The organism is Roseateles sp. P4_D2 (genome assembly GCF_056401875.1).
The window spans coordinates 67444-88697 of the sequence record NZ_JBFUIM010000017.1; the positions used below are offsets into that span (position 1 = coordinate 67444).

The window sequence follows — 21254 nt, forward strand, 5'->3', positions numbered from 1 at the left end:
CTGGGCTCACTCTGAAGATGAGGAATTCTCGCAGCCTAAACTTGAGGCTTATGTCTCCCCTGCTGTTGTCCCTTGCTTTTGCGGTCGCGCTCGCCGCCTCGACCCTCGTCAAGTTCTGGCTGTCCTCTCGGCAGATCCGCCATGTCGCCGCCCATCGCGGCCAGGTCCCGGCAGCCTTTGCAGGCAGCGTGACGCTGGTGGCTCATCAGAAGGCGGCGGACTACACGGTCGCCCGCTCCCGCTTCGGCCTGCTGGCCCTGGCCTTCAATGCGGCCGTGCTGCTCGGTTGGACGTTGCTGGGCGGCCTGAACGCTCTGAACAGCTGGGCGCTGGAAGCCAGCCGCATGCTGCCCGAAGCTTGGCAAGGCATGGGCTACCAGCTCGGCCTGGTCGCCGTCTTCGTGCTGGCGGGGTCGCTGCTGGACCTGCCCTGGGAGCTGTGGTCCACCTTCCGCATCGAGCAGGCCTTCGGCTTCAACCGCACGACGCTCAAGCTCTTCTTCGCCGACATGGCCAAGGGCCTCGCCGTGGGGGTGCTGATGGGCCTGCCCATCGTCGCCCTCATTCTCTGGCTGATGGGCGCAGCCGGGCCGCTCTGGTGGCTGTGGGCCTGGGGCGCGTGGATGGGTTTCAACCTGCTCATCATGGTCATCTACCCGACCGTCATCGCACCGCTGTTCAACAAGTTTGAGCCGCTGACCGATTTGGCGCTGAAGGATCGCGTCGAGAAGCTGATGGCGCGTTGCGGCTTTGCGGCCAAGGGCTTGTTCGTCATGGACGGCAGCCGACGCTCGGCGCACGGCAATGCCTATTTCAGCGGCTTCGGCCCGGCCAAGCGCGTGGTCTTCTTCGACACGCTGCTGACCAAGCTCAACGGCAGCGAGGTGGAGGCCGTGCTGGCCCATGAGTTGGGCCACTTCAAGCACAAGCACATCACCAAGCGCATCGTGTTGATGTTCGCCATGAGCCTGGCCGGCTTTGCGCTGCTGGGCTGGCTGGCGCAACAGCCGGCCTTTTACCTGGGCCTGGGTGCGACGCCGAATCTCGACGCACCCAATGACGCGCTGGCGCTGATCCTCTTCCTGCTCGCCGGCCCGGTGTTCGGCTTCTTCGTGACGCCGCTGGCGAGCCACTTCTCGCGCCGCGACGAGTTCCAGGCCGACGCCTATGCCCGCGCCCAGGCCAGTGGCGCCGACCTGTCCTCGGCCCTGCTCAAGCTGCACGAGGACAATGCCGGCACGCTGACGCCGGACCCGGTCTACGCGCGCTTCTACTACTCCCACCCACCGGCCGCTGAGAGGCTTGCAGCGCTTGGGGCCTCTTGAGGGCTCGGAGGTCGGATGCGTTGTCACTCAAAAGCCCGCGAGCAAGGCGCGATGCCGAAGCTGGGGTCGCCCCCAGCGAGGCTTCGCAACGCCGCGCGCGGGTTTTTGAGTGCCAACCCTTCGGGAGAGGGTCTGCGCGGGCGCATGGCGTCGTTGCGCGCCTGGCCTGGGCACGAGCCCAGGCGGCGTCGCACGCCTAGCCCTGCACCCGCGCAGACCCTCTCGCACCGATCTCCGAGCCCTCAAGAGGCCCCTCTCATGAACGATCTGCTGCTTGCCCAATGTGACCCCAAGGCCCCGCTGATGGATGCCGACACGCGCAACCGCGTGCTGGCCGCCCTGCCCGGCTGGCTGCCCGACCCCGAGAACAAGCTGATCGGCCGACGCTTTGGCTTCGCGAACTTTTACCAGACCATGGCCTTCGTCGACGCGGTCGCCGAGATCGCCCATGCGCAGGACCATCACCCCGAGATGCTGGTCGGCTACGACGCCTGCACGGTCAGCTTCACGACGCATTCGCGCGGCGGGCTGACCTTGAATGACGCGATCTGTGCGGCACAAGTGAGCGCCTTGCCCGAAGCGACCGGTACATGAGTAAATTCCAGGCGCTGGACCTGGGACTTGTCGTGCGCGGCCATGGCCGCCACTACATCGTCGAGGACTCGGAGGGCAAGCGCTTCGTCTGCCACCCGCGCGGCAAGAAGAGCGAGGCTGTCGTTGGTGACCAGGTGCGCTTCGCCGATTCCGGCGATGAGGGAGTCATCGAAGCCGTCGAGCCTCGGCGCAATCTGCTGTTCCGCCAGGACGAGTGGAAGACCAAGAGCTTCGCAGCCAACCTGGACCAGCTGCTTGTCCTCGTCGCTGTCGAGCCGGTGTTCAGTGAGAGCCAGCTCACGCGCTCCCTGATCGCCGCCGAGTCCGCCGGCATCAGCATGGCCATCGCGCTGAACAAGACCGACCTGCCGGGCACCGATTCGGCCCGCGAGCGCCTGGCGCCTTATCGCGCCATGGGCCTGAAGATGTTCGAGGTCGCGCTGAAGGCCGACCCCGAAGGCTCCCGCGCGACGCTGGACCCCTGGCTGGCCGGCCAACGCACCTTCGCCCTCGGCCCCAGTGGCACGGGCAAGAGCACGCTGATCAACCTGCTCGTGAAAGACGCCAAGGCCCAGATCGGCGAGATCTCGCAGGCGCTGAACTCCGGCCGCCACACGACGACGACGACGCAGTGGTACTGGACCGACGAGACACGCACGACGGCGCTGATCGACTCGCCCGGCTTCCAGGAATTCGGCCTGCGCCAGATCGACGCCGCCGAGCTGTGGCGCTACATGCCCGACCTGCGCGAGCACGCCAACTGCCGCTTCGCCAATTGCAGCCACATCCACGAGCCCGACTGTGGGGTGCGCGCGGCCGTGCAGGCGGGCCAGATCAGCGCCAGCCGCTATCGCATCTACGGCGAGATCCTCGAAGAGCTGCAGCGCAAGACCTGGTGATGCGCGGCGCACTCGCCTTCAGCGCCCTGGCCTTGCTGGCCGGCTGCGCCACGACCGTCGCCCCGCCTCCAGCCGCCGAAGGCTGGCAGCCGCTGGCCCTGCCCGGCAAGAAGCTTACCCAGTACAGCTGGACGGAGAAGGACGGCCGCCCCGCGCTGGAAGCTGCTTCGGATCGCTCGGCCAGCATCTGGCGCAAGCGACTGGAGCCGGCGCCGCCCAACGTCGGCGAGGTCAGCTTCTCGTGGTGGGTGCAAAGCCTGATCCCGGGTGCCAATGTCTCGGACATCGACCACGAGGACGCCGTCGCCCGCGTCATCTTCGGCTTCGCCGGCGACATCGACAAGCTGCCGCTGCGCACGCGCATGAAGTTCGAACTCGCGCAGGCGCTGACCGGTGAGGTGCCGCCCTATGCGACGCTGATGTATGTCTGGGACAGCAAGCTGCCGGTGGGCACCGTCGTCATCAACCCGCGCAGCGACCGCATCCGCAAGATCGTCGTCGACTCCGGCCCGGCCGAGCTGCGCCGCTGGCGCGAGCACCGCCGCGACCTGGCCGCCGACTTCCGCCTGGCCTTTGGCGAGACGCCAGGCCCTTTGACCTCGATGGCCGTCATGACGGACAGCGACAACAGCCGCGCGTCGGCGCGCACCTGGTACGGGCCGGTGGAACTGAAATAGCTCAGCGCTGGTCGGGTGAGCGCAACGATAGTGGCGCGGCGTCGTGCACTTCACGCGCTTCGACGTCCACCACTTCTCCCGCCGGCTGGCGGCGCTGCGCCCACGGGTTCTTGTTGACACGGAACTGCAGATTCGGCTTGCGGCCGGTCAGCAAGCTGACGAGCAGGAAGGCCAGGAAGGCCAGCACGGCGATCAGGAAGAGGCCCAGGCCGATAAAGGCGCCGACGACGAGCATCAGCAGGCGAAGCAGCAAACGGAACAGCGACATGACCCCTATTCTGAACGCTGAGCGCCCGCTGGGGCCGTGACGATCGTCACCCCTCAGCCCCGCCCGACAAACGGCATGCTCGTCGCCATCACCGTCATCGTCTGCACATTGGCCGACAGCGGCAGGCCGGCCATGTAGACGACGGCGCGGGCCACGTCCTCGACGTCCATGCGCGGCTCCACCGCCATGGTGCCGTTGGCCTGGGGCACGCCACGCGTCATCTTCTCGGTCATCTCGGTCGCGGCATTGCCGATGTCGATCTGGCCCGCCGCAATGTCGAAGGCGCGGCCGTCCAGGCTCAGGGACTTGGTCAGGCCGGTGATGGCGTGTTTGGTGGAGGTGTAGGGTGCCGAGAACGGCCGCGGCGCGTGGGCCGAGATGGAACCGTTGTTGATGATGCGGCCGCCGCGCGGCGATTGCGCCTTCATCAGCGCGAAGGCTGCGCGGGCGCAGAGGAAGCTGCCGGTCAGGTTGGTGTCGACGACTGCGCGCCATTGCGCCACCGTCAGCTCATCGATGGGCACGGCCGGCGCGGAGATGCCGGCGTTGTTGAACAGCAGGTCCAGCCGGCCGAAGCGCTCGCGCAGCGTCGCGAAGGCGGCGTCGACCTGGGCCTCGACACAGACATCGGTCTGCAGGGCCAGCGCATCCGGCAGGGTCTCGCGCAGGGCCGCCTCGCGACGACCCATCAGCGCCAGCGTCCAGCCTTCAGCCGCCAGTGCGCGGGCCACGGCCCGGCCGATGCCGGAGCCGGCCCCAGTGACGAGAGCGACCTTCATCAACGACCGCTCGGCGACACCAGGGTGCGCTGTACCCAGCCGCTGAAGTTGGCGGCGTCGACCTTGACGAAGCCGTCCTTGACCTCGCCGGTGGCAACGAGTTCATCGCTGCGGTTCAGCGTGGCAACGACCTTGCTGTCGCGCGACGGGGCGGCGTAGGCCTTCACGTTGGAGATCTTGGCCACGAGCATCTGGCCCGCGGGAACGGGCGCGCCAGCCTGCGTGGAGGCGCCCGCATTCGCGTCGCCGGCGGCGCTGCCGGTGCGGATCAGGCTCTGCTGGTCGCGGATGCCCAGCACGATCTTGTTGTAGTTGTCGAGCAGGCTGGCAGCGATGAGCTTGCCTTCGGGCGTGCTGGTGTAGCCGCCCGCGGCGCCCAGCGCGCCGCCGCCGTAGCCCCAGCCGCCGATGGAGAAGTCGGTCTTGGTGGCCTTGCCTTCAGCCGCAGCGACCTGGATGCTGGAGCGCACGTCGGCGATCAGCAGGCTGGTGCTGGCCTCCTTGAATTTCAACCCGCCGGCGATGGCGCCAATGCCGCCCAGCCGGTTGCCCAGCAGGCCACCAATGGCGCCGCCGACACCGCCGGTGTTGCTGGCAGCCACCAGCACATTGGGCGTCATGACGAAGTCGGCCGCCTGCATCTGACCCTTGCCGACGTTGGATTCCTGGCGCATCTCGCCGGCGGCGGCGAGGTTGCGCTCCTGCTGCAGGTTCTGCATGGCCACGCCGCGCTCGACGACGTCAAAGCAGCCCGACTGCTGCACCATCATGCGCAGCAGCGATGCAGGGGAGCCCAGGCCGTAGTGCGACAGGTGGTTCCAGCCGTGCTGGGGCTCGGCCACGGCCAGCACGCCGAGCTTCTTGGGGCACTTCTCGACATTGGAGCCCGCCTCCTGGGCCTGCGCGGCCACCGCGGCAAAAGCCAGAGAAGCCAGCACGGCCCTGCTGAGCGTCTTGTTGTTCATCGTGATCCTCGCTTCGTTATCGGGTGACAGGGATTGTGCCCAGCGGGCGGTTCGGCTGGCGTCCCCATTCCGCGGGAATAGGGTCGCCTGGATCAGGGGCGCAGCACGAGTCGGTGCACGGTCTCGCCGGGCAGGAAAGGCAGGGCCTCGCCGGCCAGCCAGGCGGCATGGTCGCCACGGTAGAAAGGCGACATCGGGTGGCCGCTCTGACCGCCCGGGATGACGAGGATGCCGCTCTCCTCGTGGCCGGGCGACACCACCATGCGCTCGCTCTGGCCATGGCCGTGGTTGTGCACGCGTGGCATGTGGCTGTCGCCGGCCATGCCCTGGGAGGCCTGGTCCAGCCAGCTTGTGAGCGCCGGCACGGCGACGCTCAGCGGGTGGCGCACGCTGGTGGGGTTGTCGGCGCCCCAGGTGGCTGCGGCGAGGCTGCCGTATTTGCTCAGCAGCTCCTGGCGGCTGTCGAGCACGGCGCGCTGCAGGAGCTCGGGCCAGGTCTTGAAGCTGCCTGGCAGGGTGTCAGGCCGCGCCGCCTGGATCAGCGCCCAGCCGGGCGTCTCGGGCACCAGCTTCAGGTCGGACAGCTTCGCGCCTTGCGCTTCCAACAGGCCAGCCAGCGGGTCGAAGATGTTTTTCAGCGCCTGCAGCCGGAAGGAGCGCACGAGCAGATAACCGACCGCGTCGGGTCGGGCCGCGTCGGCGCCCTTCTCGACCTCGGCGCGATAGTCCGCCAGGCCGTTGTTGGCCACGAAGTCGGGCGTCAGCACCTGTTCCAGCAGCAGCTTGCGCCAGCGCTGATGGAAGAGTGCGCGATGGTCGAGCTGGATGGCGTGCAGGCCGGCTTCATCGAACTTGTCCTGGGCGCGCAGGTCATCGCGGATCTGCCGGGCGCGGGCGCCGAGATCCCAGCCACCGTTGCCGAGCAGCTTCATCGCCTCGCCACCGACCATGCGCGAATTGGCCGTCCACAGCCGCCCGTCAGCCGGGTCGACGATGCGCGGCTGCTCGGCCGCGCCGAGATAGCCCTGCCAGCGCGAGCGGCCGTCGCTCCAGTCCTGGGGACGGTCCATATCCTCGGCGCCGACGCGTTTGGGCATCGCGCCGATGACGGTCCAGGCGATACGCCCGCCGGCGTCGGCCACCAGCAGGTTCTGGGCGGGCATGCCGGCGCCCGCGGCCAGTTGCACGGCCTCGTCGACATTGGCGGCTGTCTCCATGTGCATCAGGCGCAGATTCATGCCCTCGCGGTCATGGGCCACCCAGCGCAGCGCATAGGCCTGCCCGCTCGCTGCCTTTTGAGGCATGACGGGGCCCCATTCGCTTTCCAGCACGACATGGTCGACCGGGGCCTCGCCCGCGATCTCGATGCGCTCGACGGCACGTTGCAGCGGCTTCTCAGCGCCGCCAGCCAGGTAGTGCGTGCCAGCCGCGTTGAGCTTCAACGCGACGACATCAGCCCAGTCGGAGGTCGTGTTCGTGAAACCCCAGGCCACGTGGCCGTTGCTGCCGACGACGAGCAGCGGCGCGCCGGGCAGGGTCACCCCAGCCACGTCATGGCTGCCGGCCGCGTCCTTCCACTTCATGCGCGCCTTGAACCAGGTGCCGGGCGAGCGCAGGCCCAGGTGCATGTCGTCGGCCAGGATGGCCCGCCCGCCCGCGCCATGCGCGGCCGCGACGGCGAAGTTGTTGCTGCCGATGTCACGGGCGTCACGCAGGCTGCAGTCGCTGCAGGCCGTCTTGGCAGCGCGCAATGCGGCCGGCAGCGGCCCCGCTGGCAGGGGCACGGCAGTCACGCGGCTGTCGTCCATGGCGGCCTGCCAGTCGGCGCTGTGCTGAGTCAGGAACGCATACCAGTCGTCCGGCACGGCCTCGCGCAGCAAGCCCGTGGCGACGTCGTCGCGGCCCTGGGCGCCCTGCAGGTCGAGGTACATGCCATAGGCGACGAGGACGGTGTCGGCCGCGACCCAGGGCTGGGGTTGCTGGCGCAGCAGCAGGTATTCGGGCGGGCGTGCGCCGAGGCCGGCCAGGCCAGCGTTGACGCCGCTCACGTAGGCGTCCAGCAGCGCGCGCTCATCTGCGGCCAAGGCCGCGATGCCGGCTTCAGCACGGTGGCGGAAGCGATGCAGGCGGCGCGACTTGTCCAGCGGCAGCGCCTTCGCGCCCACCAGCGCGGACAGCTCGCCAGCCGCGTTGCGGCGCATCAGGTCCATCTGGAAGAAGCGCTCCTGAGCGTGTGCGAAGCCCAGGGCCCGGGCCACGTCCAGGCGGTTCTCGGCCGTGATGGTCAGGTAGCCGCGCGCGTCGCGCTGCAACTCGGCCGGCGCACTCAGGGCGGCGATGGCACGTTCACCGTCGAGCTGGGCCAGGCTGCCACGCAGCGTCAGCCACAGCGCCAGAGCGAGCAGCAGCACGAGGGCCAGCAGGGCAAGGAGGATGCGCTTGAGCCACCTCATCAGAATGTCCCCGGGTAGCCGCCGCCGTCGAGCAAGATGTTCTGGCCCGTCAGGTAGGCGGCTTGGGCGCTGCACAGCATGGCGCAGATGGCGCCGAACTCGGCGGCGTTGCCGAAGCGCCGCGCCGGAATGGCCGCGCGGCGCCTGGCCGCCAGTTCATCCGCGCTGACGCCCGCCTTGGCGGCGCCGGCGGCGAAGCCCTTCTTCAGTCGGTCGGTATCGAAGGCACCCGGCAGCAGGTTGTTGATCGTCACGTTGGCGCCGGCCAGGCGCGGTTGGCGGGCCACGCCGGCGACGAAACCCGTCAGGCCGGAACGCGCGCCGTTGGACAGACCCAGCGTGTCGATGGGCGCTTTAACCGCGCCCGAGGTGATGTTGACGATGCGACCGAAGCCGCGCGCAGCCATCGCATCCACCGTCGCCTTGATGAGCTCGATGGGTGCCAGCATGTTGGCGTCCAGCGCGGCGATCCACTGCTCGCGGCCCCAGTCGCGGAAATCCCCGGGCGGCGGGCCGCCGGCGTTGTTGATGAGGATGTCCACCCGCGGGCAGGCCGCGAGCGCCGCTGCTCGGCCTTCGGGAGTGGCAATGTCGCCGGCCACCGCGCGCACCTCGGCGTCAGGGTTCAGGGCCCGCAGCGCATCAGCTGTCGCCAGCAGCTCGGCTTCGCCGCGCGCCGTGATGACGACGTTGACGCCCTCACCCACCAACGCCTCGGCACAGCCTCGGCCCAAGCCCTTGCTCGCCGCACAGACCAGCGCCCAGTGGCCTTTCAGTCCCAGATCCATGTCAGCTCCTCGATCGCCATGCGCGGCCTTGACAGGCCCGCATCATCGCGCGGTCGAGGGTGCTGCGCGCCGAGTTCAGCGCTTGAACTTGCCGTCCTCGCCCACGATGGACACGTCGGTGTACTCCAGGCCGCTATGCTCCTTCTCGGAGTAGTGCACCTGCAGGCCGCCCAGGTCGATGCGGGCGCCGTCCAGCGCCTTGGCCAGGCTCTCGCGCGTGATCTCCTTGCCCGGTGCGCGCTTGAGGGCTTCGACGATCAGTTTCGCTGCGGCAAAGCCTTCAACATGGGCCGGCGTCAGCTCGTTGCGGCCGGCGGACTTGGCCAGGCTCAGCGCCTCCCGCACCATCAGGTTGGCCGTCGAGCGCTCGTAGGGAAAGAGCTGGGTCACGATGACCCCACGGCTGTCATTGCCCAGCGCCTTCACGAAATCGGCCGAGGCGTTGTTGGACAGCGTGGCCACGTGCGCCGTGGAGCCGGCCGCGCGCAGCGCCTGCACGCCCTCCACAACCGCATAGGCCGGCCCGATCAGCACGACGGCCTCGATGCCGGCCTTGGCGATGGCCTGCATCGTCGGCGCGAGATCGGGCTTGTTGCGGTCAAAGCGCAGATTGGACATGGCGCGCAGCTTGATGTCGTCCAGGCCCTTGATGGCGCCCTTGCCGGCGTCGTTGCCGAAGGGGTCGTTGACCTGCACGATGGTGATGCGCTTGACGCCAATGCCGGCCAGGTGCTTGACCGCGCGTTCCGCCTCCTTCTGGTAGCTGGCGCGCAAGTGGTAGACCCAGGGCTGGACCGGCTCGCGCAGGCTGATGGCACCAGTGGCGGGCGCGATCAGCGGCAGCTTGTTCTCCTTCAGCACGGGCAGCAGGGCCTCGGTCGGGCCGGTGCCACGGCTCAGCATCAGCGCCAGCACACCCTGGCTGGCCAGGGACTTGGCCGCGGCCACGGCGGTCGCCGGGTCGTATTTGTCGTCCTGCGTGACGAGCTCGATGTTCTGGCCCTTGATGCCGCCCTGGGCATTGACCGAGTCAAAGTACAGCTTCGCGCCCTCGGCGCTCTCCTGCACGATGCCGGCCACGGGCCCTGAAAAGCCCGCCACCATGCCGATGCGCAGGGTGCTTTGCGCGAATGCGCCATTCATACCAATACAGGCAGCGAACAAGGCCGCCAGGCCAACCCAACGCTTCACTGTTTTTCTCCAGGCCAAGCGCCCACAGAGGCGCGTTTATGGCCGCGGATTGTGGGGCCAGCCCCCCCGCCCCCAGCAGCCCCTCTCCCCCAGGAAAAACCCGGGCTTCACCGGGTCTGAATGCGCATTTGCACCGCTTTTGCCGGGCCTACACTCTGGCCGCCTCGGTGCCGTGTTCGCGCTGCCAGCGCCCGTCTCCGCGCCGCCCATGCCGGAAAGCCCCTTGCCGCCTATCGCCTTGCCCCGCACGCCAGCACCTGCATACGGTTGGCAGCGCAGTTCCCTGACCTTCGCTGTCGTGCTGGCCCTGCTGCTGGGGCTGCTGCTGCCGACAACGGCCGTGTTGCTCTATGACGGCCAGAAGACCCGCGCCACCGCGATGGAGGACTTGAAGCGCGACCTGTCGCGCGCCACCGAGGTGATGGCCCTGTCGCTGGCCGAGCCGGTCTGGCAGGTCTCGCCGGACCTGGCTGACCCCATGGTCAAGGCGCAGATGGACGATCCACGCTTCGTGTCGGTGCAGGTCGTCGAGCCGGCGTCATCGGCCCCCTTCCTGTCGCAGCAGCGCGCTGGCGAGCAGGGCGACAGCGATCTGGTGCTGAGCCAGACCCGGCCCATCCAGCGCGACGGCCGCGAGATCGCCAAGCTGACCGTTCGCATGAGCGCCGCGCCGCTGCTGCAGGCCAAGCAGGCCGAGGTCTGGCGCACGGTCTGGCGCAGCATGCTGACGCTGACGCTGTCGCTGGCACTGATGCTGTGGGTGCTGCAGCGCTATGTGATGCGGCCCATGACCGAGCTGACCGGCTCAGCCGAGGCGCTGGCGGCCGGGCGGCTGGACCAGCCTTTGCGTGTGGCCGGCGCCGACGAGATCGCACGCGTGGGCGTGGCGATGGAGCGCATGCGCCAGGCCCTGCTGTCGGCCTTCGAGGCGCTGCGCCAGCACAACGTGAACCTGGAAGAAACCGTCGCCCAGCGCACTGCCGAGCTGACGACCAGCAATGCCGAACTGTCCGAGGCGCTGGAAACGCTGCAGAAGGCGCAGCGCGAGCTGGTCGAGTCGGAGAAGCTCGCCTCGCTAGGCCGCCTGGTGGCGGGCGTTGCCCATGAGCTGAACACGCCGCTGGGCAATGCACTGACCGTGGTGTCGGCCCTGGACGACCGCTACAAGCAGCTCGAGGCCATGCTGTCGGGCAGCGTGCAGATGCGCCGCAGCACGCTGGAGGAACTGGCGCGCGACACGCGGCGCGGCCAGGACATCCTGCAGCGCAACGTGCAGAAGGCCGCCGACCTGGTGCGCGACTTCAAGCAGGTGGCAATCGACCAGACGGCCGACCTCAGGCGCGACTTCGACCTGGCCAAGGTCGTCGAGGACGTGCTCGTCATGGTCGAGCCCAGCTTCAAGCACACGCCCTTCGTCATCGACACCGAGCTCTGCCATGGCCTGGTGATGAACAGCTATCCCGGCGCGCTCGGCCAGGTGCTGACCAATCTGCTGATGAACGCGCTGCTGCACGGCTTCGACAGCGCGGCACAGGGGCACGTCAAGGTCTATTGCGCGGCGCTGGACGAAGAGCAGGTCGAGCTCAGCGTGACGGACGATGGCCGCGGCATGGACGAGTCCGTACGGCGGCGCATCTTCGACCCCTTCTTCACCACCAAGCTGGGCACCGGCGGCTCGGGTCTGGGCATGCACATCGTGCACAGCATCGTGACCAATGTGCTGGGCGGCCAGATCGAGGTGCGCTCCTCGCCGGGCGAGGGCACGCAGATGCTGATGCGGCTGCCGCTCAACGCACCGCAACGAGCCAGCGGCGAGCCGGCATAGGCTTACTGCGACGCGCCAGAAGCCGGGGCGGACGCCGCTTCGGCCGCAGCGGCAACGGCGGCCGAAGCCGCTGCAGAAGCTGCAGGCTCGTGTCCACCCGTCACGTCATGCTTCTCACCGCTCAGGTCGATGTTGCCGCCGCTCTTGGTCAGGATGAAAAGCGCCAGCGCGGCAAAGGCGATGAAGCCGACGATCAACTTCCACATGCTCGGGTCTCCACAGGTTTGTACTGCGGCGCATTCTGGCGACCGAGGCTGACGCTCAACTGAAGGCGAAGGTCTCCCGGCGACCGCCCTCGCCGCTGTAGCTCAACGCGTGGGTGAGGTCGCGGAAGTTGACGCGCAGCGCCGCCCACTCGCCGTGCTGCTGCCAGCGCAGGTGCAACTCGTCGTCGCCACTGGGCTCGACGCGGAACTCGCCGCAGAACGCCGGGTGCTGGTTGCGCAGCCTGATCAACTCGATGAGCCGGCGCACCACGGGGCGTTCGCAGTCGCGCGCGATCTCACCTTCGCTGTAGTGATGGCGGTTGATGTCGCGGCCGACCTGCGTGCGTGCCAGCAGGGCCATGTCGTTGTGGCCGGCCAGCAGGCCGACGTAGTAGACCTGCGGCACGCCGGGCAGGAAGAACTGGATGGCACGGGCCAGCAGATAGGCCGTCTCGTTGCGGCCCATCGCGTCGAAGAAGCTGCAGTTGACCTGGTAGAGGTCGAGATTGCTGGCCGCGGCCCCGGTGGCGCGCCGACTTTCGCCGCCGCTGGCCGCGTGGATGCGCTCCACCAGCGCGTCCAGCTCCGCGGGCGGCACGAGGCCGGGGTGGGCCGCGCGGTCGCTCGCGTCGGCACCGATGTCGATGATGCCGATGCCGTCGTGGGTGTCGAGCACGGTCAGCGCGTTGGTCGGGCGGATGTCGATCCAGCGCTTCAGCGCGGCGGCGGTGTGGAAGTTGAAGGCGTGCAGCACCAGTGGCGGCAGCGCGAAGTCGTAGACCCAGTCGACCCTGGCAGCGATCTCGATCTGGCGCTGGTGATAGGCGTGGATCTCGACGAGCACCTCGATGCCCAGCGCCCTCGCTTCGCCCGCGAACTCGGCGATGAAGTCGAAGGTCTCGGCCATCATGAAGCAGCTTCCGCCGGCCTTCTTGATGGCGTAGCCGACGGCATCCAGCCGCACCATGCGAATGCCGTTGCTGGCAAAGGTGCGCAGGATGCCAGCGAGGTAGGCGCGCCCCTGGGGGTGGCGCACGGCGATGTCCACCTGCGCAGCGGTAAAAGTCGTCCACAGGATGCGGCGCTCGCCGTTCTTGAACGTCACGGGTGTCAACGGCAGGCCAGGCCGCGGGCGGTAGACGGCCAGCAGGTCGCACTCGGTGGCGCCGTTCGGGAACACCGAATCCAGCGTCAGGAACAGGCGCGCGTAGGCCGAGACCTCGCCCTTCTCGGCGTAGTCGAGGAACTGCGGCGACTCGCTGGACATGTGGTTGACGATGACGTCGGCCATCACGTCCAGATCCTCGGTCAGCGCCTTGATGTCATCCCAGTTGCCCAGGCGCGGGTCCACCTGCGTGTGGTCGATGGGGTCGAAGCCAGCATCGGCACCATCGATGGCATGGAAGAACGGCAGCAGGTGCACGCCACCGAACACGCCGTGCAGCGGCGAGCCCGGCTCACAAAGCAGCTTGTGCAACCGTGCCAGGTCGGCGCCGTCGCGCTGGCCGCCGAGGCGGTCGACATAGGTGATGAGCTGGACTTGGTTCTTCATGAGGACTTGGGACTCTTGACTGCCAGCACGCACAGCGCAGCGAGCGCCAGCAGCACGCCGGCCAGGCGAATGACGTTCTCGGGTCGGCCGCCCAGCAGGCCGTCGTAGAACAGGGGCAGCGTCACCGCTTGTATCAGCATGGGGATGACGATGAACATGTTGAAGATGCCCATGTAGACACCGGCGCGCTCGGGCGGGATGCTGCCGGCCAGCAGCACATAGGGGTTGCCCATGATGGAACCCCAGGCGAGGCCAATGCCGACCATGGGCAGGAAGAGCCAGGTCTTGTCATGGATGCCGGGCAGCGCCCACATGCCGGCGGCCGCACAGGCGAGTGCGAAGGCATGCACCCATTTCGCGCCAAGGCGTTTGGTGAACGGCACCATCGCGAAGGCGGCGACGAAGGCGACGGCGTTGTAGAAGCCGCCGACCTGTCCGTTGAGCAAGGCCGCGTCGCGAAAGCCGGCGCTGTGCGGGTCGTCCGTGCCGAAGACCGTCGCGGCCAGCGTCGGCACGATGTAGATCCAGTAGCACATCATTCCGTACCACTGGAACAGCGCCATCCACCACAGCCGCCGCATCGTGGCTGGCATGTCGCGCAGCGCGGCCCAGATCTCGGTGAGCGTCGCGCCCAGGCCATGGGGCAGCGCGCGCAGGCGGGCGATCTCTTCAGCCGGCAATGGCAGCTCCGGCACCCGGCGCACCGACCACCACACCGTCGTGAACGACAGCAGCGCGCCGATGACGAAGGCCAGCGTCGTGACGACCGGGATACCGTTGGCGCCCAAAGCGTCCTTGTTCATGCCGAAGAAGACCAGCAGGCTGGGCGTCAGATAGGCCAGCGTCTGCGCCAGGCCGGTGAACGAGGCCTGCGTGAGAAAGCCGCTGGCGTGCTGCTCTTCGCGAAGCCGGTCGCTGACGTAGGCGCGGTAGGGCTCCATCGTCACGTTGTTGGCGGCGTCCAGGATCCACAGCAGGCCGGCCGCGAACCACAGCGCAGGGCTGAAGGGCATGGCCAGCAGGCCCAGCGAGCAGATCAGCGCGCCGATGAGGAAATAAGGCGTGCGCCGGCCCAGGCGGTGGGTCGTGCGGTCGCTCATGGCGCCAATGACGGGCTGCACCAGCAGGCCGGTGATAGGGCCTGCCAGCCAGAGGTAGGGCAGGCTCTTGCCGTCAGCGCCCAGCATCTGGTAGATCGGGCTCATGTTGGCCTGCTGCAGGCCGAAGCTGAACTGGATGCCGAGGAAGCCGATGTTCATGTTCACGATCTGCGTGAACGACAAATGCGGCGACAGGTGGGGCTTGTTCATCTCATTCCTCGGCCGGCAGCGCGTGCAAGGCCTCGCGCCAGGGGGCCAGCGCTGCCGGGTCTGGCGGCAGCGGACCGCGCACGCCGCAGATCATCGCGGCGTAACGGTTGGCCAGGTGCAGGGTCGCACCCAGGTCACGACCCAGCGCCAGCCCGGCCAGCAACACCGCCGTGAAGCCGTCGCCGGCGCCGACGCTGTCGACGAAAGCCAGCTGGGCCACGCCCTCGCCTGTCGCCAGCACGCGGCCGTGCTCGCCGTGCAGCACGTAGCCGGCGGCGCCGCGCGTCAGCACCAGGCCTTGCAGCGCAAAGCGGGCCATCAGCGCCGGCAGCGTGGGCTCGAACCAGGTGAGCAGGCAGCCGAGTTCGTCCTCGTTGAGCTTGACCCAGTCGGCCAGTATCAACACTTCAGCGGCCAGTTCGGGCGTGTCGGTGCCGGGGCGCAGATTGAGATCCAGCAGACGCGGGCCGGCCATGCGCTTGACCGTGGCGCGGATGGCTGCGCGCGAGACGGCGTGGCGCTGGGCCAGGCTGCCGAAGTAGACGATGCCGGCGTCACCCACGGCCGGCGCTTCGAGGTGGTCCCAGGCCGCGTCGACATGGATCTCGAAGCGATGGCCGCCGCCCGCATCCTCATGCACGCTGACGCGTCCAGTCGCACGGGTCGTATCGCGCTGGATGCCGTCGATGGCGAGGCCGTAGCGCGCTGCACTTTCCAGCACGAGGCGGCCCGCCGCATCATCGGCACCGACGCGACTGACGAAGCGCAGCGGCACATCCAACGCGGCCAGCGAGCGCGCCACGTTGAAGGGCGCGCCCCCGGCGACCAGGCCGTCGTGGAACTCGTCCACGAGGGCCTCGCCCAGTACCAGGATGGGACTCATCGCGCTCAGAAGCTGTAGCGCAGCGAGGCCTTCACGGTGCGGCCCGTGTAGGCGCGCGCGGCGCCGCGGCCGTCGTTGCTCTCGGTGTAGGCCAGCTCGTTGAAGAGGTTGTTGGCCGCCAGCGAGAGCGTCGCACGGTCGGTGAGCGCATAGCTCGCGAATGCGTTGACGACGGTGTAGGCCGGCAGCGTGATCGTCAGCGCACCGGTGGGGCCATCGTCCAGGCTCTTGGTCGTGCCGACGATGCTGACGCCAAAGCTCAGTGCATCGTTCAGGTTGACCGTGGGCGTGAGCTGGTAGACGACCTTGGCCTGGCGCTTCGGAGCCCGGCCGTCGGCCTGCTTCGCGTCGGTGTAAGTCAGGCCGCCCAGCACGCTGACGACGCCGAAACGGGCCGAGCCTTCCAGCTCCAGGCCATTGCTGCGGTAGCTGTTGGCCTTGGCGACGATGGGGTTGGTCGTCACGTCGACGTTGACCTCGTCGGTCTTGGCGTGGAAGAGCGTGGCGAACAGGCTCATGCCACCGCCGCGGATCTTCACGCCGGCTTCCGCCTGTTTGACCTTGTTGGTCGGGATGGTCGGGCTCTTGCCGTTGACGAGGTTGGGGTTGTTGAAGAAGGTGATGCGGTCGGCGTTGTAGGCAGCGCCGTCGGAATAGCGGGCGAAGACGGACAGGTCCCTGCTCAGCGCGTAGTTGCCACCGAGCGAATACGAAGTACGGCCGAAGTCGTAATCAATGGCGTTGGGCTTGGTCAGGTCGTAGCTGACGCCGGCGTTGGACTGGTAGTAGGCGCCGCTGGCCTTCTGGTTGTCGCGGCGCACACCGATGTCGGCCGACAGCGCGCCGGACTCCAGGTTGAGCACCACGTAGGGCGCGTTGGTCGTGTACTTGCTGTCCTGCGTGTTGCTGCAGCAGCCACCAAAACCCGGCGAGCCGTTGACGACGCCGGGCACGTTCAGCACGCGGGCGCCCTCGCCGCTGGCCGACAGCGAGTACTGGTTGAAGTTCCACGTCAGGTCCAACTGCTGCACCGAGGTGTAGAGGCCCGCCACGGCGCTGAGCTTGGCTGCACCGCCGAGTTCGAAGTCACGCGAGAACTTCAGGTCGTTGGCCATCAGGCCGGCGTTGTCGACCTTGGTGTTGAAGACGACGGCCGTGAACTTGTTGCCCGTGTAGGCCGCACCGGCATCGGGGCCGGTGGCCAGCGTCGTGCCGGCCGGCGCGGCGGCCACGTCGTCGCCCGGGAAGATGCCGATGAAGCGGCCCGAGTTGCGGCTCCACGAGAACTTGTTCTGCAGGCGGAAGCCCCCGCCAGCGTCGAGGTCCATCTCGGCGCCAAAGGCATCACTCTTGGCCGAAAGGCCATCGCGGATGTTGCTGGTGGCGCGGCTGTTAGTGTTGGTCAGCGTGCTGTCCAGCGACCAGGCGGCGTCGTAGAAGGCGGCGCGGCGCGGGTCCAGGCCGGGAATCTCCTGGATGCTGCCGTTCACGTACTTCACCGGCGTAGGCATGAAGGTCGGGCTGTGGTCGTCCAGGTGCTTGAGGCTGAAGCGCACATAGCTCTTGCCCTCCAGTTCGAAGGTGACGTTGGCGCGCACCTGACCGCCGTTCTCGGTGCCGTCGGCGCCTTTGCGGCCACCGTCGCCCACGCGGTAGAAGCCACCGATGAAGAAGCGCGTTTTGGCCGCCAGGCGACCGCCGTAGCCGAAGTCGACGCGGGTCTGGTCGAAGTCCAGGCCCTTGGTCAGCTGCAGGCTGCCACCGGGCTCCAGGCCGGTCTTGCCGATGAAGTTGATGATGCCGCCGGGCGCGCCGGTGGCCAACAGCGCGGCCGAACCGCCACGCACGACCTCCAGGCGCTCGAAGCCGGCGTCTGCGCGCATCCAGGTGTCGGGCGTGGCGAAGGCGATGTCGCCGAACTGCAGCACGGGCAAGCCGTCTTCCTGGAACTGGATGTAGCGCGCGCCGCCGGCCGAGACCGGGATGCCGCGCACGGCGACGTTGGCGTTGGACTCACCGCCGCTGGCCTCGGCGCGGATGCCGGGCACGCCCCGGAGCAGGTCCGTGGCACTGGCGGCGGTGACGGCCGCGACGCCTTCGCTCTCGATGGTCGAGATGGCCACGCTGGAGCGCATCTTGGACTTGGCCGTCGAAGTGCCGGTGACGACGACGGCGTCGAGCTTGAGGCCGTCGGCCGATTCAGCGGCGGTAGCGGCGACCTGTTGGCCTTGCGCGGCCACGCTCAACAGCGCCAGGGCCACGGCGGCGGACAGCGGTTGCAGAGACGGGCGGCGGCTGGACCGCGCGGCGGTCGGATGGGGGCTGGGCATGGAGTCTCCTGGTGTCGGTGTTTGAGCGCCCTCTGCGGGGCGAAGCGGCTTGGCCGCCCTGTCGAGCGCCGATCCGTGCCGCCATTCTGCGTCGCCGCCGTTTGTTTTGCAATCGATTGCATTTCGGTAGAAACACGTATTCGACAAACATCATTGGTACTGATATTTGACCGAATGAAAACGATAGGCAGCCGCGCTCCGGTCCACAGCTGCGCTGACCGGGCGGCGCGGGCCGCGCGGTCAGGGTGCTGCCGTCAGGCGTGGGGAGCGCTCTCGCGCAGCGTCAGGTAAACCGGCATCGTGCGCGGCCCGGCGCGTTCGCCACGCAGCTGGCCCAGCAGTGCTTCCACCAGCTCAGCACCCGCTTCGGCCACCGGTTGGTGGACGGTGGTCAGCGGCGGGTCACAGTAGGCGGCCAACGGCATGTCGTCGTAGCCGATGACGGCCACGTCGCCCGGCACGCTGCGGCCCGCGGCGCGCAAGGCCTGGATGGTCAGCAGCGCCAGCACGTCGCTGCAGCAGACGACGCCGTCGAAGCCACGCTGTGCAGAACAGAACTCGCGCAGCACTTCGGTCGCCACGCCGGGCTCGAAGGGCGCGGCCAGCTCCAGCGCGGGGTCGACGTCCAGGCCCGCCTCACGCAGCGCCTGGGCGTAGCCCTGGCGGCGCAGCCAGACCTCGGGCAGATTGGCGTCGCCCACGAAGGCGATGCGGCGTCGACCCAGTTGCAGCAGATGACGCGCGGCCAGCGTGCCGCCCAGCACGTTGTCGCCACCCACGCTGCAGTAGAGCTGCTGCGGCATCTCGCCACCCCAGACGACCAGCGGGAGCTTGCGCGCGGCCATGTCGTTGAGCTGGTCGTGGTGGCGCCATTGGCCGATGAGGACGACGCCAATGGCCTTGCCGGAGTCGAACCAGTGCGAGGCCAGGTCCAGCCGCTCGGCGTCGACGCGCGACAGCAGCATGTCGTAGCCGCGGTCGGTCAGCGCGTCGGCGATGGAGCCGACGATGGACAGGAAGAAGGGGTCGGAGATGTGCTGGCGGGACTTGGCGTCGTAGGGCACGACGACGGCCACCGTCTTGTTCTCCTGCAGGCGCAGGTTGCGCGCGCCGAAGTTGATCGAGTAGTTCAGCGAGCGCGCCAGTTCGGCGACGCGCTGGCGCGTCTCGGCATTGACGAGCTCGCTGCCGTTCAAGGCCCGAGACACCGTGGACACCGACACGCCGGCCAGGCGGGCGATGTCGACCATCTGCAGCCGGCGTTGCTCACCAGCGCTGCTGTCGGAAGGGTCTTTGGACTTGGGCATCAGCGGCATCGTCGCAGGGCAGACTGCCATCGACAAGCAGGGCTAGCCAGAACGAAAAAGGCCGGCATGAAGCCGGCCTCGTGTAGACATCCCGGGAACTCCCCGGGAAAAACATGATCAGTCGCGGGCGTAGATGTCCACGTCCTTGGTCTCACGCACGAACAGCACGCCGATGACGAAGGTCGCCGCCGCGATGATGATGGGGTACCAGAGGCCGTGATAGATGTTGCCGTTCTGCGCCACCATCGCGAAGGTGATGGAGGGCAGCATGCCGCCGAACCAGCCGTTGCCGATGTGGTACGGCAGGCTCATCGAGGTGTAGCGGATGCGGGTCGGGAACATCTCCACCAGCATGGCCGCGATCGGGCCGTAGACCATGGTCACGTACAGCACCAGCACGAACAGGATGGCAATGACCATCGGCACATTGGCCTTGGCCATGTCGGCCTTGGCCGGATAGCCGGCAGCCTTCATCGCTTCGCCCAGCTCCTTCTTGAAGCCGGCGATGGCCTTGGTACTGGCTTCGTCGAACTTGTGCTCGGTCAGCTTGGTGGCGGTCGGGACGGCGATTTCCTTTTCGCCGACCTTCACGACCGTTGGTGCACCTGCGGGAGCCTCGATGGTCTCGGAGCTGGCCGACGACTGGGCCAGAGCACGCTTGGCAATGTCGCAGGCGCTGGTGAAGTCCACCTCGCGTGCCAGCGGGCTGCCCTGGAAGGAGCAACTGGCCATGTTGGTGGTCAGCGTGACCTTGGCGGTCTCCTGGGCCTTGGCGAGGTCGGGGTTGGCCGCAGCGGTCAGGGCCTTGAACAGCGGGAAGTAGGTCAGCGCGGCGAGCAGCAGGCCGGCCATGATGATGGGCTTGCGGCCGATCTTGTCCGACAGCGTGCCGAAGATGACGAAGAAGGGCGTGCCCAGCAGCAGCGAGATGGCGATCCAGATGTTGGCCGAGGTGAGGTCCACCTTGAGCACCGACGTCAGGAAGAACAGCGCGTAGAACTGGCCCGAATACCAGACCACGCCCTGGCCGGCCACCAGGCCGAAGAGCGCCAGCAGCACGATCTTCAGGTTCTTCCACTGGCCGAAGGATTCGGACAGCGGCGCCTTGGAGGTCTTGCCCTCCGCCTTCATCTTCTGGAAGGCGGGCGATTCGTTCATCGACAGGCGAATCCACACCGAAACGCCCAGCAGCAGGATCGACACGATGAAGGGAATGCGCCAGCCCCATTCGCCGAAGTCCTTGTCCGACATCGAGTTCTTCACGCCGAGGATGACCATCAGCGACAGGAACAAGCCCAGCGTCGCCGTCGTCTGGATCCACGAGGTGTAGGCGCCACGCTTGCCGTGAGGGGCATGCTCGGCCACGTAGGTGGCGGCACCGCCGTACTCACCGCCGAGGGCCAGGCCCTGCAGCAGACGCAGGCCGACCAGGATGACCGGCGCCGCGGCGCCGATGGTCGCGTAGGTGGGCAGCACGCCGACGATGAAGGTCGACAGGCCCATGATCAGGATGGTGACCAGGAAGGTGTACTTGCGGCCGATCATGTCGCCGAGGCGGCCGAACACCAGCGCGCCGAAGGGGCGCACGATGAAGCCGGCGGCAAAGGCCATCAGCGAGGCGATGAAGGCCGCGCTCGGATCCAGGCCGGCAAAGAACTGCTTGGCGATGACGGCCGCCAGCGAGCCGTAAAGGTAGAAGTCGTACCACTCGAACACCGTGCCCAGCGAGGAGGCGAAGATGACCTTCTTCTCCTCTTTGGTCATCGGCGTCGCGGCCGTCGAAGTCGCAGTTGCCATTGATATGTCTCCGTCAGTTGTCGGGCCGCCCCACAGGCTTCCCTCACCGCGACTATTCACACCGCCTCTGACCGTGTTCTGACGCCAGTCTGAATCGAGGCTGAC

At 68.0% G+C, this 21254-nt stretch carries 18 protein-coding genes; 5 read left to right on the forward strand and 13 right to left on the reverse strand.

Annotated features, from left to right (window positions below):
• Positions 1–50 precede the first annotated feature (50 nt).
• The 4 genes from AC1DW0_RS26185 to AC1DW0_RS26200 all read left to right on the forward strand — a co-directional run bounded on the left by AC1DW0_RS26185 (position 51) and on the right by AC1DW0_RS26200 (position 3495).
• Entirely contained in the window at positions 51–1325 is a 1275-nt protein-coding gene (locus AC1DW0_RS26185; RefSeq protein ID WP_477948903.1) for a M48 family metallopeptidase, read from the forward strand.
• A 258-nt stretch (positions 1326–1583) separates the two neighbouring features.
• Positions 1584–1919 (forward strand): 4a-hydroxytetrahydrobiopterin dehydratase, encoded by a 336-nt coding sequence (locus AC1DW0_RS26190; RefSeq protein ID WP_157281616.1) that lies wholly within the window; start codon positions 1584–1586, stop codon positions 1917–1919.
• Complete coding sequence (rsgA, locus tag AC1DW0_RS26195; protein ID WP_477948906.1) at positions 1916–2818, forward strand: ribosome small subunit-dependent GTPase A; 903 nt, start codon at positions 1916–1918, stop codon at positions 2816–2818. Before AC1DW0_RS26190 ends, rsgA begins: the two co-directional genes overlap by 4 nt.
• Entirely contained in the window at positions 2818–3495 is a 678-nt protein-coding gene (locus tag AC1DW0_RS26200; protein ID WP_477948908.1) for a DUF3047 domain-containing protein, read from the forward strand. The genes rsgA and AC1DW0_RS26200 overlap by 1 nt, the downstream gene beginning before the upstream one ends.
• A 1-nt stretch (position 3496) precedes the next feature.
• Here AC1DW0_RS26200 and AC1DW0_RS26205 read toward each other — a convergent pair whose 3' ends face one another.
• The 6 genes from AC1DW0_RS26205 to AC1DW0_RS26230 all read right to left on the reverse strand — a co-directional run bounded on the left by AC1DW0_RS26205 (position 3497) and on the right by AC1DW0_RS26230 (position 9939).
• On the reverse strand, positions 3497–3763 hold the full coding sequence (locus AC1DW0_RS26205; RefSeq protein WP_056197677.1) for a hypothetical protein: 267 nt from the start codon (positions 3761–3763) through the stop codon (positions 3497–3499).
• Between the two features lie 53 nt (positions 3764–3816).
• Positions 3817–4542 carry an SDR family oxidoreductase gene (locus AC1DW0_RS26210; protein WP_477948909.1) on the reverse strand — a complete coding sequence of 242 codons (726 nt, stop codon included), beginning with the start codon at positions 4540–4542 and terminating at the stop codon, positions 3817–3819.
• The gene (locus AC1DW0_RS26215) at positions 4542–5507 is read right to left on the reverse strand and encodes a CsgG/HfaB family protein (protein WP_056197681.1); all 966 of its coding nucleotides are present in this window, start codon (positions 5505–5507) and stop codon (positions 4542–4544) included. The genes AC1DW0_RS26210 and AC1DW0_RS26215 overlap by 1 nt, the downstream gene beginning before the upstream one ends.
• Before the next feature lie 92 nt (positions 5508–5599).
• On the reverse strand, positions 5600–7960 hold the full coding sequence (locus tag AC1DW0_RS26220) for a penicillin acylase family protein (RefSeq protein WP_477948912.1): 2361 nt from the start codon (positions 7958–7960) through the stop codon (positions 5600–5602).
• Positions 7960–8748: an SDR family oxidoreductase gene (locus AC1DW0_RS26225; protein ID WP_056197683.1), complete on the reverse strand. Its 789-nt coding sequence runs from the start codon at positions 8746–8748 to the stop codon at positions 7960–7962. The genes AC1DW0_RS26220 and AC1DW0_RS26225 overlap by 1 nt, the downstream gene beginning before the upstream one ends.
• Positions 8749–8823: 75 nt before the next feature.
• Entirely contained in the window at positions 8824–9939 is a 1116-nt protein-coding gene (locus AC1DW0_RS26230; protein WP_477948914.1) for an ABC transporter substrate-binding protein, read from the reverse strand.
• 238 nt (positions 9940–10177) lie between these two features.
• Between AC1DW0_RS26230 and AC1DW0_RS26235 the strand changes: the two genes are divergently transcribed.
• Positions 10178–11764 carry a sensor histidine kinase gene (locus AC1DW0_RS26235; protein WP_457392940.1) on the forward strand — a complete coding sequence of 529 codons (1587 nt, stop codon included), beginning with the start codon at positions 10178–10180 and terminating at the stop codon, positions 11762–11764.
• 2 nt (positions 11765–11766) lie between these two features.
• On the opposite strand, the gene AC1DW0_RS26240 is transcribed toward AC1DW0_RS26235, so the two are convergent.
• The 7 genes from AC1DW0_RS26240 to AC1DW0_RS26270 form a co-directional block, all read right to left on the reverse strand.
• On the reverse strand, positions 11767–11970 hold the full coding sequence (locus AC1DW0_RS26240) for a hypothetical protein (RefSeq protein WP_477859059.1): 204 nt from the start codon (positions 11968–11970) through the stop codon (positions 11767–11769).
• Positions 11971–12025: 55 nt separating this feature from the next.
• A complete protein-coding gene (gene gtfA / locus AC1DW0_RS26245) occupies positions 12026–13522 on the reverse strand; it encodes a sucrose phosphorylase (RefSeq protein ID WP_477948916.1) in 1497 nt (498 codons plus the stop codon).
• The gene (locus AC1DW0_RS26250; protein WP_477948918.1) at positions 13519–14832 is read right to left on the reverse strand and encodes an MFS transporter; all 1314 of its coding nucleotides are present in this window, start codon (positions 14830–14832) and stop codon (positions 13519–13521) included. The genes gtfA and AC1DW0_RS26250 overlap by 4 nt, the downstream gene beginning before the upstream one ends.
• A gap of 1 nt (position 14833) precedes the next feature.
• A complete protein-coding gene (locus AC1DW0_RS26255; RefSeq protein ID WP_477948920.1) occupies positions 14834–15715 on the reverse strand; it encodes a PfkB family carbohydrate kinase in 882 nt (293 codons plus the stop codon).
• Positions 15716–15720: 5 nt separating this feature from the next.
• Entirely contained in the window at positions 15721–18045 is a 2325-nt protein-coding gene (locus AC1DW0_RS26260; RefSeq protein ID WP_477948922.1) for a TonB-dependent receptor, read from the reverse strand.
• A gap of 254 nt (positions 18046–18299) precedes the next feature.
• On the reverse strand, positions 18300–19352 hold the full coding sequence (locus AC1DW0_RS26265; protein WP_457355252.1) for a LacI family DNA-binding transcriptional regulator: 1053 nt from the start codon (positions 19350–19352) through the stop codon (positions 18300–18302).
• A 117-nt stretch (positions 19353–19469) separates the two neighbouring features.
• A complete protein-coding gene (locus AC1DW0_RS26270) occupies positions 19470–21149 on the reverse strand; it encodes an MFS transporter (RefSeq protein WP_056197700.1) in 1680 nt (559 codons plus the stop codon).
• Positions 21150–21254 lie beyond the last annotated feature (105 nt).

Coding starts and splice junctions, on each gene's coding strand:
- gtfA (WP_477948916.1), bottom strand. CDS start 13,522: ATGAAGAACCAAGTCCAGCTCATCACCTATGTCGACCGCCTCGGCGGC.
- AC1DW0_RS26240 (WP_477859059.1), bottom strand. CDS start 11,970: ATGTGGAAGTTGATCGTCGGCTTCATCGCCTTTGCCGCGCTGGCGCTT.
- AC1DW0_RS26255 (WP_477948920.1), bottom strand. CDS start 15,715: ATGAGTCCCATCCTGGTACTGGGCGAGGCCCTCGTGGACGAGTTCCAC.
- AC1DW0_RS26265 (WP_457355252.1), bottom strand. CDS start 19,352: ATGCCCAAGTCCAAAGACCCTTCCGACAGCAGCGCTGGTGAGCAACGC.
- AC1DW0_RS26200 (WP_477948908.1), top strand. CDS start 2,818: ATGCGCGGCGCACTCGCCTTCAGCGCCCTGGCCTTGCTGGCCGGCTGC.
- AC1DW0_RS26205 (WP_056197677.1), bottom strand. CDS start 3,763: ATGTCGCTGTTCCGTTTGCTGCTTCGCCTGCTGATGCTCGTCGTCGGC.
- AC1DW0_RS26220 (WP_477948912.1), bottom strand. CDS start 7,960: ATGAGGTGGCTCAAGCGCATCCTCCTTGCCCTGCTGGCCCTCGTGCTG.
- AC1DW0_RS26270 (WP_056197700.1), bottom strand. CDS start 21,149: ATGGCAACTGCGACTTCGACGGCCGCGACGCCGATGACCAAAGAGGAG.
- AC1DW0_RS26190 (WP_157281616.1), top strand. CDS start 1,584: ATGAACGATCTGCTGCTTGCCCAATGTGACCCCAAGGCCCCGCTGATG.
- AC1DW0_RS26225 (WP_056197683.1), bottom strand. CDS start 8,748: ATGGATCTGGGACTGAAAGGCCACTGGGCGCTGGTCTGTGCGGCGAGC.
- AC1DW0_RS26210 (WP_477948909.1), bottom strand. CDS start 4,542: ATGAAGGTCGCTCTCGTCACTGGGGCCGGCTCCGGCATCGGCCGGGCC.
- rsgA (WP_477948906.1), top strand. CDS start 1,916: ATGAGTAAATTCCAGGCGCTGGACCTGGGACTTGTCGTGCGCGGCCAT.
- AC1DW0_RS26185 (WP_477948903.1), top strand. CDS start 51: ATGTCTCCCCTGCTGTTGTCCCTTGCTTTTGCGGTCGCGCTCGCCGCC.
- AC1DW0_RS26250 (WP_477948918.1), bottom strand. CDS start 14,832: ATGAACAAGCCCCACCTGTCGCCGCATTTGTCGTTCACGCAGATCGTG.
- AC1DW0_RS26260 (WP_477948922.1), bottom strand. CDS start 18,045: ATGCCCAGCCCCCATCCGACCGCCGCGCGGTCCAGCCGCCGCCCGTCT.
- AC1DW0_RS26215 (WP_056197681.1), bottom strand. CDS start 5,507: ATGAACAACAAGACGCTCAGCAGGGCCGTGCTGGCTTCTCTGGCTTTT.